The 14,578-nt window shown below is 35.6% G+C and carries 10 protein-coding genes and 1 pseudogene; all 11 read right to left on the minus strand.

The features are described 5' to 3' along the window. Positions 1-106 (minus strand): annotated as a pseudogene (locus NMG88_RS21710) (aminotransferase class V); the annotation flags it as partial. Next, complete coding sequence (locus NMG88_RS21715; protein WP_202962582.1) at positions 72-1,046, minus strand: phospholipase D family protein; 975 nt, start codon at positions 1,044-1,046, stop codon at positions 72-74. The gene NMG88_RS21715 and the pseudogene NMG88_RS21710, both read right to left, overlap by 35 nt. A 19-nt stretch (positions 1,047-1,065) precedes the next feature. Then, entirely contained in the window at positions 1,066-2,529 is a 1,464-nt protein-coding gene (locus tag NMG88_RS21720; RefSeq protein WP_084613284.1) for a DUF2779 domain-containing protein, read from the minus strand. Between the two features lie 113 nt (positions 2,530-2,642). After that, complete coding sequence (locus tag NMG88_RS21725; protein WP_026789252.1) at positions 2,643-4,466, minus strand: ATP-binding protein; 1,824 nt, start codon at positions 4,464-4,466, stop codon at positions 2,643-2,645. Continuing rightward, complete coding sequence (locus NMG88_RS21730; RefSeq protein ID WP_254035832.1) at positions 4,463-6,082, minus strand: DEAD/DEAH box helicase; 1,620 nt, start codon at positions 6,080-6,082, stop codon at positions 4,463-4,465. Before NMG88_RS21730 ends, NMG88_RS21725 begins: the two co-directional genes overlap by 4 nt. A gap of 67 nt (positions 6,083-6,149) precedes the next feature. Further along, positions 6,150-7,763, minus strand: a complete 1,614-nt coding sequence (locus tag NMG88_RS21735) for an ORC-CDC6 family AAA ATPase (RefSeq protein WP_254035833.1) — start codon at positions 7,761-7,763, stop codon at positions 6,150-6,152. A gap of 24 nt (positions 7,764-7,787) precedes the next feature. Next, complete coding sequence (locus NMG88_RS21740) at positions 7,788-8,507, minus strand: hypothetical protein (protein ID WP_254035834.1); 720 nt, start codon at positions 8,505-8,507, stop codon at positions 7,788-7,790. A gap of 21 nt (positions 8,508-8,528) precedes the next feature. After that, positions 8,529-9,329, minus strand: coding sequence for a phosphoadenosine phosphosulfate reductase family protein (locus tag NMG88_RS21745; protein ID WP_254035835.1), 801 nt, complete (start codon positions 9,327-9,329; stop codon positions 8,529-8,531). A 118-nt stretch (positions 9,330-9,447) separates the two neighbouring features. Continuing rightward, positions 9,448-12,960: a hypothetical protein gene (locus NMG88_RS21750; RefSeq protein ID WP_254035836.1), complete on the minus strand. Its 3,513-nt coding sequence runs from the start codon at positions 12,958-12,960 to the stop codon at positions 9,448-9,450. Further along, on the minus strand, positions 12,957-13,892 hold the full coding sequence (locus NMG88_RS21755) for a DUF4007 family protein (RefSeq protein ID WP_026789256.1): 936 nt from the start codon (positions 13,890-13,892) through the stop codon (positions 12,957-12,959). The genes NMG88_RS21750 and NMG88_RS21755 overlap by 4 nt, the downstream gene beginning before the upstream one ends. Before the next feature lie 291 nt (positions 13,893-14,183). Beyond that, entirely contained in the window at positions 14,184-14,477 is a 294-nt protein-coding gene (locus tag NMG88_RS21760; RefSeq protein ID WP_254035837.1) for an HNH endonuclease, read from the minus strand. Positions 14,478-14,578 lie beyond the last annotated feature (101 nt).

The following is a 14,578-nucleotide window of genomic DNA, read 5'->3' on the forward strand; positions in this document are numbered from 1 at the left end:
CAAAAGCAGTGGTCATGTAATACATAACTTTTTTCGCTACTCTAGGATCAACGGGAGTAGTAGCATGGTAATCAAGGTAAATCCGATGTTGTTCTGTTAGTGTCATTTTTTGTGTTAATTCGATAAAAAACTTCAGAATAATTAGGAACAGATAAAGCGTAGCGTGAAGGCAAAAAATAAAGTAACCATCGCATCAAGGTTTGCCATGAGCGTTCAGGGTTAAAATTGGGAAGTTTAGCACAAGGTAAAGAGGCTAAAAAGTCTCGAACAGCACCAAATCTTTGAGGAGTTTTGACAAAGCTATCTATTTGTTGAATTATAGGTTTTTGTAAGAGTAAAATACCAACATAATCATTAAACGTAGTTTTATTAAGATGAGGATAAATAGACAGAAAATCTAAGTCATTAATAGCCATTTCATAAGCTATATTTGTTAGTTTATCTATTTTTCCAGAGTAAGCAAGGTAGAGTTCTTCTGGATTTCTTGAGGTAGGTAGCCAAAGGTCATTAATGGCAATGTCTAAATCTGACTTAAGTGGTAATATTAGGTCATTAATTGATAGATTTTGATTTTGAAGTTGGCTAATTACTTTTAAATACTGTTCATATAATTGAGCATTGACTTGAAAACAGTTTTTCCATAATTCTTGTTCAAATTGCTGTAGAGATGGCTGATTAGCTGGTAGTTGAACCAGTAGTTCTAAATTAGGTTGATTTGACCATCCTAAAGCCTTAGCAGTTAAGTTCGCTGAACCAATTAAACATTGATCATCTGCTCGATAATATTTGGCGTGTAAGTCATTTCTCAGCCATAGGGAAGCATAGGGATAGCATTGAATAATTGACCATACTTCTAAGTCACTAACTCCTGTTATGATTTCTTCTGGAAGCCAACGAGTAACACATTTGATAGTGATTTCTGGTTTTATGAAAGTGAGTATTTGTTGTAATACAGGTGCTTTAATAAAGGGAGCAACAAGGAGAATTTCTATTTGGGCAGTATTACATATTTTTTCCAAAGTTGTTCCTAATAATTTGGTAAACATTTAATTTTCTTACTATAAATCAATAACAAAGTTCTAGTAATTTTTGATAAATTCTTACCATTGCTAATGTATCTAATGCACAATAGTCTTTTAAGTCTTTTATCATTTTAAGTTTTTGATTTTCATTAGAACAAATAATCATTGAATCCCAAATAGCTTGAGCAGCATCTCCTCTTTGAATTTCTAAATCATTATAGCTTAAATCTTGAACTAAAACAGGGAGAACATTTTTGATTGAAGTTGAACCATAAAATTCTGGATGTTTGTAGTATTTTTTAAATATTTCTTCCAGATCCCAAAGTCTTTCTACAATAGATAATAATTCTTCTTCATATTCAGGAAAGTCTTGAGCTAACTTTTTAATAATACTGCCTTCAAAAGATTTATGATAAACAATGATTGTTCCAGTAGGTTGAATATGATGAATTAAAGACTCTATTACAGATTGTCTGGGATCTAAAGTATCTGTGTGGAGATATTCGTAATGATCTAAGATTCCATCTTCTTGTAAAATATGACAACTATATTGGAATATAAATTGTTCATAAGGTTTTAATCCATCAAATCTTGGTATAGCTGGATTATGCGTTTCTATATCAAAGAAATGTAAAGGATATTTTAGTTCGGATAGAGCATTTCCTATTTCTTTATAATCAATATCAGGTTGCTCACGGATAATCAAATTAACATATTCTTGTTGTTTTGAAGTCAGTTTAATTCGATTATCAATATCTTCAATGGCAAATATTTGTTTTTCTATCAATTGATTTAATTTCTCTGTAGATAAACGTGGAATTGTAAAAATTGAGGCTTGGGGTACATCTTTCCAACAATGACTTTTAAAAGGACAAGCATGAGGAATATTACAATGTTTACCAAGAGGATGTTCAGGTTTTATATTATTACTAATTATTTGTTGAAAATCGTTGATTTTTGATTCAATAGATAACTCATGTAATTTCTTTTCTACCTCATGAGATATATCTTCAATAATAAAAAGATTATCTAATTTTGGAAAAAAGCAAGTTTTTGTATTGATGTGCATTAGTTTTACTCGATTAATAGGTAATAAGCAATTAATTAATACATATTTTTGAATAGCAACATCATCAATATGTTCATCTTTAACTGAACCAGAAGATTTTATTTCTATTAAATCCCATGAGCCATCTGTTGTTTTTTGTAAAATATCACAACGAACTAAAATATTTTTAAATTGAAAAGTGGCTTCAAATAAACAATCAATATTTGAATCAAGAGCTTCTTTCGTTTTTTGAATTGCTTCAAATGATGGTGCTTCTATTAAATAACTATCAGGAAATATTTTTCGGGCTTTTTCTTGAACTTCAAATCCTTGATTTATAAGTCTTTTTTGTGCTAAAGATGTAGGCTCTTGTTCAAATTTATTTATTTCTAGCCACATTTTTTTAGAACATCTTAAACCAGAAATAAATAATGATTTTGTTAATAGTTCAGCCATCATTTTTCTCCTTTTATTTACTAAGTCAATTGAAGATTTTATAAAAAAATCTTACTTAATACTGGTGTAACTATTCTGCATTACTAAATAAATTAATGCAGAATATTGAAATTAGATTACTCAGTCTCTAAAAACTGTCTCGCAATTTTCCCCCAATCAATACGAGTATTCTGAGCATCAGATTTACGCTTACCATCTGGCTGTTCATCCTCATATCTTGCCCATGCCATTAATAGTAATTTTAACCCCTCCAACGAGTTAATTAAGCGAGAACGTAAAGTATCCATATCAGCTTTATCTACATCCTCCTCTAAAATTTCAACTAAATTGCGATAGGCAGAATGATCGGTATTTAAGGTGACAATAATTGCACCACCTTTAGGTTTAACTGAGAAAAAAGCTGGACTATCAATAGGAGCTTCAGCAAATATATATTTTAAGCCATCATCTACCGTGGTTGCTGCTAATAATTCTGCTTGTGCTTTGGTAACGCCTTCCTCTTGTAAAGTTTCTTGAATCTCCTGTTTGCGTTCTTCTTTAGGCAATTTTTCACCTTCATCACTTTTACCTTTATAGCCTTGCCCTTTACGCTCTTTGGTAACGGTAGTAGCTATTTTTTGAGGTTTGTAAGGGTCGTGACGCTTTTCACTGGTACGAGTCCCTTTGGTTTGTGCTTTGAGTAAGCCACGAATAACACTTAATTGGGTAGTAATTTTATGGGCTATATCTAAAAGAGGACTTTTTGGATCTTCATCTTCCTTTAATTCTTCTTTTAATTGAGTAATGGTTTTACCATCTTCTAGTAAAGTTTCGATATCAAATTGCAAAAGTTCACTAAAATTACGAGCCGATTGTTTATTATTAGTGACACCAAAAATATCATCAAGAGATGGAGGAAACTCTACTTCAATTCCCCACCAACGTTCTGTTGGTTCATAACCATTAACTACTCCTATATCAAGTTCTAATTCCCTACCTGCCCGAACTATAGAAACACCAATATTTTTCTTGGCGTGCTGTCCGTGAGGTGTACTCCCGGCATTACTTACTCCTTCGATGATCCGAGCTTCTTCTTTAGCGTATGAAAAGCGAACTTTAACTTCATGTTCTTTTTCTCGAAAGCTAATCGTAAAAGTCGTTTCATAGGATGTATCTCCAGCCCAAATTTGAAACATTGCCTGATTCTTAAATGGTTCAGGACAAGAGGTTTCTTCGATTAAATAACCTGGATCATTAGGCAAGGCATATTTTTGAGTAATAATATTGTGTAGATCACCTAAATCAAATGCCACCATCCGAATTTTTACTTGACCACTATTGAGAAATTTTCGATACATTCTCCCGATTAAAATTTCTGAATTATTGATAATAGCTTTGCCAGTTTGCCACATACAACGGTCTATTTTTGACCAAACGACTAATGTGCCATTCTGACCCCAATTTTGACCTACTTTTGTCCAAGTAATCGGAATAGGTTTATGAATGGGTTCAGGTACTTCTTTCATAATACGATTTTTAATTTCCTCTAAATCGAGGTAAGTGTAAAGAGCATTTTCTACCCCATTTTGCCATGACCAGACATCTACCCGTTGACATTGGGAAATAGAGGAAGATGGTAAACCCATACCAAAACGTCCGATTCCAGTATGTTTATTTTCATCTAAATAAGTACCATTGCCGAATTGTAGTGCTAGACGTAAAACGGTAGCATTCATACCACAACCGTTATCTAATACGGCGATTTGTTCAATCCGAGAACGTTTTCTTTCCTCTACTTGTTGTTTCCGTTCACCACAGAGTAACTCTACCTGCGATGCACCTGCTTGAATGGCATTATCCATTAATTCAGCGATCGCATAGGCAGCATTTTTATAACCATTATCTCGCATTGCTTGAACAGCAAGGTGAGCCGGAACAATATCATGGGGATTAGTATTCATGGGTTTTTCCTCCAAATGTCTTCCCAATTGTGAAAAGCGGATGCAACTGACCCAAAGCCAGGGAGTTGACTATCCACAACAGTAATAATTTCAGCAGTAGCATTCCCTCCGGCTTTGAGTCCTCGAATTGCACGACCCACCATTTGGCTATAGAGAACAAGGGATTTGGTGGGACGGGCGATAACGGCTGCACTGGTTTTTGGTGCATCGAATCCAGTGGTTAAAACGCCGTAGTTACATAAAATCTTAGGTTGGGGCTGATTATCTTTAAAACTTTGAATGATCCGCTCTCGTTCTGATTTGGGGGTATTTCCAGTCACTGCATCAGCCTTAAAGCTTCTTAAACGCAAAATGGAGGCAATCAGTTGAGCGTGTTCTACGGAGGTACTAAAAAAAATAATTCGTTGATGATGTTGGGTTAATTTTTCTAATTCCAGAATAATACAGAGGTTACGTTGTTCATCTTCTGCTAACCGATTAAGAATGTATTGGGGTATATCTAATTCAGCATTAATCCGATTAAGATCTTGGAAGTTTAGTTCCATCCCCGTTTCATAAAATAAAGATCGATAGTTAGCTTTAGCAAGGTATTTTTGATCAACTAGATAATCAATCGGGTTGTCATAACCTTCAATTTCTAAGGTAACTTTCTGGTGGGCGAAGAATTTAGCTAGTTGAGCATCAGTGTTGATATCTGCCCAAGTTCTTCCAGGTGTAGCGGTTAATCCTAATAAGGCGTTTTTTTCGTAAGGAATTACCAAAGCATCCAACACCAGTTTATAAGTTTCGGCGATCGCTTGATGGGCTTCATCTATAATGACTAAGGAAGAACATACACCGAGTTGATTAATAAACCGAATACTCTTTTTAGCAGCATTATAAACTTTTGCTAATCCTGCTACGACTAAGCCATCTTGAGTTTGTTCTAAGTCTAAATCATGGCTACCCCAGAAGCGATAAGTTGAGATAGGGCGATCGCCTAAACAGTCCCATGCTTTTTTAAATTCTGTAACTGCTTGTTCACAGAGTTCTTCACTATAAGCTAACCAAATTACTAAAGTGGGTTCATTATTTCTGAGGTGATCTGCAATAATATTCATGGCTGTACGGGTTTTACCAGCACCCGTAGGAAGGTGAAGTAGCACACGGCGAGGGGGCTTACTAAGATAATCTTTAACTTGTTTAGCAGCATGACGTTGGTGAGTAAATAAAGGATATTGCGGAGTATTTTCAATAATTGCAGGGGTTTCAGTTGTATTTTGATTTCTGGATGGAATGGGTACTTCAAAGAAATTGAAAAGATATTTTTTTGCTTCTGATGATCCACTAATTTTTACTTTTTTTAATGCTTGATATGGGTCTTGTTCTTCAGTGGCTTCTAAGACGACAGTAAGAATTTTCGCTTGTTCTGGGGTAATTAAATCAAAGAGCAAATTGCGCTGTTCTTTGGATAGGAGTAGTTCTTCTGGAGTATGAAGGGTTAAGAGAATTTCTCTGAGTTTACTAGGATGGACTAAATTGGGTTCTAGGAGTTTGAGCAATTGAAAAGTTGCACTACCCAATAATTGTTGTAATGTGTCTTCATCTGCTTTTAATAGTAGGTCGTTGAAATTCAAACTCTAAAATTCTCCCAATTAATCATTAATTGTTGGACATTAAATTTAAACATAAGTCAAAGTATATCTAACCAGAAAGATATTCTAAAATTTCAGCTATTGCTGCATTTTGGATTCTTCTTGCTTTAACTTCTCCTACACCATGAATTTTATCAATAATTTCTTGTTCAAGGACTTCTAAAACATCTTCAATTGTATTAAAGTTATTCTCTGTAAGTCTTTTCTTTTGCCAATTAGTAAGATTTTTTAACTCATTAATTGATTTTTGAAGTAGCTTATCAATTATTTGTTGTATCTCTGAGTCGGATTCTAAATTAATTGGTTCTGGAAGTGGATTAAAATGATCACTTCTTGCTCCATACTCAGTAAGTAAATAATTATCTAAGTTATCAATTATCTTATTAGATCCCTCCTTTGATTGTCCCAGTGCTAGAATACATCCTAATTTGATCTCATAACGAGTACCTAATTGAGAATTAGTTCCCCTTATTCTCTCTCCATTTTTTCTGACAATACCTGTATATTCTAAAAGTCTTAGAGCTTCTTTTACCACTTCAGGTACATCTCTATGAATCCAAAAATAACAGGTGGATTTTTGATCCACTGCTCTACGATCATTTTTATCTTTAGTTTTAGGAATAACTTCTTTTTCGAGGAAATTTCTGCCCCAATCAACTATATCCCGATGTCCTTTATATTTGTCACCTAAGCCTGAATGTTCAGCCCAAATTTCTGCAACGTAGAAATCTTTAATAACTTTTTTTATCGTTTCCCATTTTAAATTATCACATTTGTCCAAAATTGTAAGTAATATTCTAGGATTTCCACTAGCAGAATAAGCAAGAATTTTAAAATTACCTTTTTCAGCCTCTATTTTTTTTATTTTTTCATCAGTTGCTTGTTTATAAACAATTTGTTGCATGGTGGATAAATAATCATTGTCTTTAATATCTCTTTCAAGACTTATCAACTTTGCATCATGAGATATCTCAAATGAATCACCATAAGAAGTCACACCCGGATAAATGGCTGCATTACAATCAATATATGGAGTTCTTAATTGTCTAAAAAGAGAAAAAAAGTTTCTTTGTTGTTGTGGTCTAAACATATGAATAGCTTCATCAAAAAGAAAGCATACCCTTTTTATATTGTAAAATCCACATATTTGTTCAACGATTTCTAAAAAATCTTCTATTTCAGGAATATCATCAATTATAGAAGTATCAATATTTTTATCTTGCATTCTATAAGAATCTTCATAAATTTTGGTTATATCATTAAATTTTAAAGCAAGAGACTCTGTACTTAAATTATTACTTAAAAGTAATTTTGTACTGGGAACATTTTCTACCAAAAAACCTTTACAAACAAGTTCTCTGTATAATTTTTTGCATATTTTTGCCATCATCCAATTTGCAAATTGATGTGGATCATTAGTTTGAATAAGTGTAGCTGATGATAAACTTAGATCTATAGGTAATATTCTTTCCTTATTAAAATTATCATTTAATTCAATTTTTGACATACGCAATAAAAAAGTCTTGCCAGTTCCCCTACTCCCTTGTAAAACAGTAGGATTTTGAGATTTTAAAGTATCAATGATTTTTCTTTCTAAATCAGTTGATACAAAAATCTTCTTGATTTCTTCATCTCTAATACTTTCAGTTCTAAAATAAAACATATTTTTTAATATCCTCTTATTAAATTATAAAGGTCTTTCTAAAATTATTTTAGTAATTTTTAGATCATCAATATTATGGAGCAAACAATCTTCTAGTTCTCTTAGATTATCTGGGGACAAATCTTGATTAAATCTAATTAAGAGTGAATAAAGTATAATTCTTGAAGTGTTGTCAGATAAATTTTTCCATAAATCAAATTGTATTTGATTGAAAACTATGTGAGAGTTATTTGTCGGCCAAGTATAATTGCCCCCATGAACATATCCTGATAATTGTCGATATGTTTCTTGGGCTAACTTGGAAATTGCTGTGATATCCTCTTTATCTTTTGGATCAGGTTCTGCATTATAGAATGCTTTTAACCACATTGTTGAAAAAATACCCGTATCTTCATGTGTAATTTTCGCCCATGATATATCTGCTAAACCTTGTTTCCATTTGCGAAAATAAAACTCATCAGATGAAAATAATATTCCAGATAAAGCTAATTCTAATACTAGCCTCAGTGATGCAAATGCTTGTCTATAAAGTCCAGATGTTACGAGAAAAACCGAAAATTGCAGTTCATAAGCTACATTTTCTAAGACTTGCATTTCAGTTCTCTGTTTCTTTAAAATATTAGACCATACTAATAAATCACTTGAAAAAACATGATATTTCCCTAAATCTAACTGAGAATGTGATTGATTCAGGTTTAATTCCAAATGATGACAAATTTCTATATGATAGTTTTTTAAATCCATAGATGATTTTGATTTTGAATCCTATAAATGACAAACTAAACAAGGCAACTGTTCATCCTCTTTCTCTAAAATTGCTTCTAAGGCTTCAGCTAAAGTACGATTAGGAGCTACCTTTTTTTCTTTAGCCATTGACTTCTGATGATAAGCAATAATTTCGTCCTTACGTTTTAAAAGTTCAGATAAGCTTTCTCCTTCAGTCCAAGTATAGGTGCGACCATCTGCATGATTTTGTTCATAATCAACTGCTTGTTGAAATAAATCTGGATGTTCCTGTGCCAACATTACCCACTCATACTTACGTTGGAAGAAGCAGAAAAAGCAACCAGAACGACTTCTCCATTGATAATATTTAGGAAGCCCTATCCCACTATCTTCTAAGATTTGAATAATATCTTGTTTAACCAAACCTTTTTCCTTAAAGGGAAAAACAGGCTTAATATTGGGCTTTGTTGAAATATAACCCTCCCGATTTTCGTCGGCCCGAATCCCAATATAGCTATAAGTTAAGTCATTGCCTACAAACTTTTCTAGGGGTTCTATCTTCATCTTGACCGTACACCAACGCATTTGAGGCGACGGTAACAATCCATCGTGAATAGCCAACCAATGGTCAAAACCTCGTTCTGAATTCAGATAATCAATCTTAATCCCTAGACGGGCTTTAATCCTTTCCAGGTATTCATAGGTTTCAGGTAACTCTTTATGGGTATCACAAAAAAAATACTCCATGTCTGGAATTTCCTTGTGTAGTAGGACAGCAAGGGCTGTACTGTCCTTTCCACCCGACAGACCCAAAATATGCCTTGCCTTTGTCTGTGTCATTGTTTAACTTACAGTAAATCCCTGAATAAAACTCTACAATTTAACATTCCAGAGCTTCACTCTCTTAAAGTAACACCGAAAAGCTACTTTAGTAAAGCATTACTGTTAAAAACTTAACTTATGCTTGGTTAAGATTGGGTTTAACTTTCTTTGCCTGTCGAGAATTGTGAATTTTAGTTACATTTTCTTCCGAAGTTACTCCAAAGACTTTCTCAGTAAACGTAGCAATAAAAGCTTGTTGAAGTTGCGGATTATTGATGAGCAATGGATTTTGAAGAACTTCATTCACCAAATTTTCAAGCTGGTCAGTTGTTTCATTTTCAACCCAGACCATGCGGTGAGTTTCTTGGCCATCAGGACGAGTCACCGTAATCCGTCGGGCTTCAAAGCCTTCTCCTCGAGTTGCCGCTTCTTTCTGCAAAGCTTCTAAATTTTTAAATCGTCGGGAAATATCCGATAACTTAAGCTCAAACGAGGTAAAATCCTCGTCCTTCCATGATTCTGCGGGTTTATCAGCCACAATCATTAACAAGGCTTCCAACCATTGTTGATCTGGTGAAGTTGTATCTGTTGCGGCTCGTGTGAAACGATTTAGTATTGATTCGACGCAGCGCCCTGAAATATAGTTAGCTCTCACTCGCAAATCTTCCCGCAACTTGGTTTCTTCACTTCGGACTGCAAAGGCTTCATATAGCAGATTTTGACAATCATTGAGCAGACGATCATAAGTGGTATGAATATCCCGTAGGACTTGGACAAGCTGAGTGCGTAATGATTTGGCTATGTTCTCATCCTCAGCCTCCTCAGTTCCAATCGGAGGAAGGTTAAAGGCTTGGGGCAATTCCTTAAATAACAATTCATCAGGTTCAATTGTTTGTTGGAGAGCTTTTAATACTGCTTGAGCCTGGGCACTTAAACGTTTGGTTTGTCTAGTATAAACGGGTAGCTTACTGGCAAATTGATACAAAGGTGTAACTACAGAGAGTAACGTCGCATTTCTTAATTTTCCTTGTTTCCTGGCATCTGGTCGGCGCAGAATTGCTTCAAGTTCTCGAAAGACTTGAGATCGCAATCCCACCACTTCAAAATACTTCACTGCATATCGTTCAGGGTATTTAACGAGTAATTCAAAATGTTCCGGCCCCAAGACGGGGACAAACGTACCATCTTTGTAAACTCCAATATCATCAACGTGGTACAGCAGTACAGCAGCCAGAATTACTGGAATGGCACCTTGTTTTACACCATAAGGGGGAGCGGATAAAAGTTGATACAGTTGAGCCACTGTTTGAGGTTTTTCTTTAGCTTCTAAGCAAAACGCCTCAATTGCTTGCCATAATGTCCAAATTTTGGAAGTGTCTGAGGGAGGATAAAATCCCCACTCTCCATCCACCAATTGATGAATCCCTGTTTCAGCCAACAAAGAATAGTAAATACTAACTTCAGGCCCATATCCTTCTAGGCTTAATCGTTCTTTCTCAGGGTGTTGAAGCATCGCTTCAATGAGTTCCCGCCTTGCTTTTGCCCCTTGAGCGGTTAGTTCACGACGATTAATCAACTCGTTCCATAGAATCGGACTTTCAAAGTAAACTCGATCACAAACTTCTGAAAGTTTGGCATTGAAATCTGTGACATGGGTAATTTTTTCCGGTTGCCCTTCAACCCAACAAAGGTTTTGATTAATCGCTACATCAAATGCCCGATTTAATGAGTCATCAAAGGATTCTTCTGCTTTCAGCAATCGATAGCGCACTTCCCTTCTGGCTACCCCATCGCTTTGCAATTCGGGAGCGTTTTTCCTCATGGTTTTCAAGGCTGCATACTCCTTAGCTTGCGCTCTTAGCACATCCAACTGTGCTGCACAGAGAAGGATTAAAGGCTTTCCGTCTGCGGTCTTTGAGGGAACAACAGTAGGAGGTTCGATATCAATCCAGTAACCCACTAACCCATCAAAATTAGAATCTGAACATTGCAATTTGGTTAAGTCTGCTGTGGTATCGAGATAGCATCGTTCAAAATAACGCAGTGTACCTTTTTCATAACTGTGACGTTGAGCAACTAAAGGCTTAAGAGGACGAATATCTGATAGGAGTTTTACTAAGGGCGATCGCTCTTTATCAATATAGGCAGTTAGTTCCAAATCAACGTTAAAATCAGAACCTTGCCAAATTCGTAACTCATCAAGTTGCCGACGATGATTAATTAAGCCTTTTTGTAGAAGGTTTTCAATTACTTTTTCCCATCGCTCAAAGCTCTCTGAATTGGGACTATCACACAGAGCTAGGGTAACTAACCTTCGGGTTGCCCGAATTGCTCCTGTTGTTGTCACTAAATTCAGCGTGCCAATCGTTTTTAAAACTTCTAAAGTATCAGCATCTAAATGTTTAGCATCAGTAATTAAACCATGAATTTCTACCCACCGTTGTACATTAGACCGAGATGCTAACCCCATTCCTACTGCTTCAATAAAATAGTCATAAATTCTAGCCAGCTTCAGGGTGGGTAAAACATCTTTTCCTACCGTTGTTTCTTCTAAAAATTTTTTGAACGAGTAGGGTTCAGCACTGGTCAGAAATGTAAATAGAGAGCGATCATTTTGAGCATATCGTACACACAGCATCGGTAACACTAATGCTGCTAGAGGATGTAAGGGATAGTTGAAAGCCAGAATTTCAGGGGACGTATCTAAAAATATATCATTGGGTAAACGCTCAATCCACTCCTGGGTTTGGTTAGAAATAGCACATTGAATAGCATCAGCTTGAGAACCATCAATCGCCTGGCCTATCAAGCGCATCATTTGAGCCGGAGAATCCTGAAAAGGAATATCCTCAAACCGTCCTTGAATTTTAGACCATTCACTACGTTGAACTGCCGCTAGTCTTTCACCATAATCTACAAAAGATTGATGTAATAAACCTACAATGTAAACCTGAGTGCCTTCCTTAGTAGATAATTCCGCAAGCTGTTGTAATAGATATAAATCTTCTGCTCCTTGGTTACGGGCAGCATATTCCAAATTTTTGCCCAGTTCGTCAATAACCAGGAAAATATCAGTGGAGGTCGCTTGAAGAATTTCCTTAATCAGTTTGGGAATTTCCCGACTGTCCACTGTACTGCCTGTTGCGACTTGAGTATTAAAATCTGTTAACTTACGGCCTACTGAAAGTTTGGATCGTTTTTGGGGCGACCAGAATAGATCAGCGCCCTGGTATAAAGCACGAACAATGGTATTGCTGATGGGTTCTCGTTGAGCAACGGCAATGGCTCGAAATAATCCTTGACTGGGGATGCGCTCACTTAAAGCGTTATATTCTGGACTGTCCTGCCCCAATGTTTCTGCCGCAATTTCTAAGGCTTTTTGCCGCATCGGGTTCTTATTATCAGCCAGCAATGCAGTGAGATAATGAGCAAAGGCTGACTTTCCAGTTCCATACACGCTGGTAACTGTCCAGGCTCGATGACCTTCAGAGGTTGTCATGCCCGTTATAATTCGTCTGAGGGCATCAACAGAACGTTCTGTTAGAATGTAACCTTCCAAAGCATCTAACCGTTCTAAATCTCGTTCTAAATTAATAGAGCGAGAATAACGTCGGTTAAGACTGAAATAGTTAGATAGTGTTTTGTTCATTTGGAAGTTCTGTTGCCTCTGTTGTGATAGTAATGCTCTAGGATATCTGTTGCTAATTGCCAAGGATCAGCAGTAAAGGAAAATTGGATAATTCCAGCCGTATCTGAAAGAAATAAAGAATTAAAGTGACGACTAACTCGTTCAATGGCATCACAAACATCCCCTTCAATAAGTTTAAATGCCATACCAGGACTACCTGGATCATAGAGTAAGCGGGGCATCGCAATGGTTTTTTGACCCCCTACCCCGACGGCATATTCCAAGCAGGCAGCTACTACTATTTCAGGGGGTAAATTATTTTTTTCTCCAATACGAAACGTAAAGTGTTTAGTATCTCCCGCCGTATGCAAAATTCCTAATTCAGTAAACGGACAATCCAAAGTATCTTCGCTGGGCTTATCCTTAGAAGATTGTTCAACATACATCCGCAAAATGCAAGTAATATCTTTTTCTAAAGACGAATCAGCAATTTTCCCGCCCAAACTATCTCGATAGTCACATAGAGCTAAAAATAAGTCATTTTGTGTAAAATCATTCCCTTGAAATAAGTGAAATACAAAATACCAAGCTGCTGCATTACAAGGAGGTTTAAGTAAGTTCCAATGGAGCAACCACAAAGATGCCGGATCTTCACAAAAAGCATCCCAGCTTTGATTACCTAATAAACATTGTCCAAATCGTGTAGGTTTGTCATTATCAAGAACTTTAAATGTATTACACCAGTAGCGAATTGAGCGAACCATATTTTTTCCTACGCCCAAACGCACTGTTGCTTCATCATCCAAAAAAATTTCTGGATTTTCAATTGCTGCATCAAAGCCTTTTTTAAGCCAACCAAATCGGGGGTGAAAGGTTTCATGACGTGCAAAAACTGGATTCACCAAAGTTGATGGAGTAATATTTTCAATAAACGAAAAGCTTGTTTGAATCACTGAGAATAAATTATAATGGTTTAATTCAAAATCATATTATACCATCTTTGGCTCAAGTTAATTATTTTATTTAAGGAAAATATAAAAACTCACAAAGAGTGAATTATTTTAAATTTATTAATTTTTTATCAATCCTCTATTCAATAAATAGATGTAGCTTGAAATAAATCGTTAAGTTTTTATTGTGAATATTTTTTGATTCTTGGTTCAATCTTTAGTTTAAAACACTAAGGATTCTTTGTTTTTCTGGTACTTAGCTAGGTTTTTTGTTCTCCACAGGCGGGTTTTTCCTTAGAGTTTTAAGTCAAGGAATAACTGCCCCGGCGAGATATTTCCACGACTTCTACGATGGTAAGCTAAATGGCAACTACTACACAAAGCCACTAAATTTTCTAAACGATTATCCCCAGGGTCACAATTCCAATGATGGACTTGCAACATATAAGCTCGACGTTTTAGGGTATCGGGTAAGGTTTCTCCAGGTTTTAGACATAAACGACCACATCGTTGACATTGCCAGTTAGCTGATTCCTTAATCGCCAAAGCTAGTTCCTTCCAGTTATCAGGATAACGATTTAAACTCATGGACAGATTTGTAAATTTTTATTAAGGCTTTGATATTTATTGATGTTTCCCATCAAGCACTTCTTACAGTCTAGTTTTTTATTGACCCGTTAAGGTAATGA

This window comes from Planktothrix agardhii, assembly GCF_904830935.1.
Classification (GTDB): Bacteria; Cyanobacteriota; Cyanobacteriia; order Cyanobacteriales; family Microcoleaceae; genus Planktothrix; species Planktothrix agardhii.